We start from the raw sequence: 731 nt of genomic DNA on the forward strand, positions 1-731 counted from the left end.
CCCGTGAGCGCGGCGCTCGGGAACGCCGACAGGAACAGCACCGTCTGCGCGACGTCCTGCACCGTCGTGAACACGCCGTCGACCGTGTTGCCGAGCATCACCTTCTTCACCACTTCTTCTTCGCTGATCTCGAGCTCCTTCGCCTGCTCCGGAATCTGCTTGTCGACCAGCGGTGTGCGCACGAAACCCGGACACACGACGTGCGAGCGCACGTTGTGCTTCGCGCCTTCCTTCGCCAGCACACGCGCGAGACCGAGCAGCCCGTGCTTGGCCGTCACGTACGCCGACTTCAGCGGCGATGCTTCGTGCGAGTGCACCGAGCCCATGTAGATCACGACGCCGCCGCGATCGTCCTTGTACATGTGCTTGAGCGCGGCCTTGGTCGTCAGGAACGCACCGTCGACGTGGATCGCCTGCATCTTCTTCCAGTCGGCGAACGAATAGTTTTCGATCGGGTTGACGATCTGGATGCCCGCGTTCGACACGAGGATGTCGACCGAGCCGAACGTTTCGGCCACCTTGTCGATACCGCTGTTGACCGCTTCCTCGCTGGTCACGTCCATCGCGACGCCGATCGCCTTGCCGCCTGCCTTGTTGATCTCGTCGGCGACCGCATTTGCGCCGTCCTGGTTCAGGTCGGCGATCGCGACCGCTGCGCCCGCCTTCGCGAGCTCCAGTGCGATTTCCTTGCCGATGCCGCTTGCGGCGCCCGTGACGACTGCGGTCTTGCC

The 731-nt window shown here is 64.3% G+C and carries 1 protein-coding gene; it reads right to left on the reverse strand.

What is annotated here, in order from left to right; genetic code table 11:
• The coding region (locus tag WS75_RS19425) for a 3-hydroxybutyrate dehydrogenase (protein WP_059682221.1) at positions 1 to 731 on the reverse strand (731 nt) is incomplete at both ends.

This window comes from Burkholderia sp. FL-7-2-10-S1-D7, assembly GCF_001524185.1.
Lineage (GTDB): Bacteria > Pseudomonadota > Gammaproteobacteria > Burkholderiales > Burkholderiaceae > Burkholderia > Burkholderia diffusa.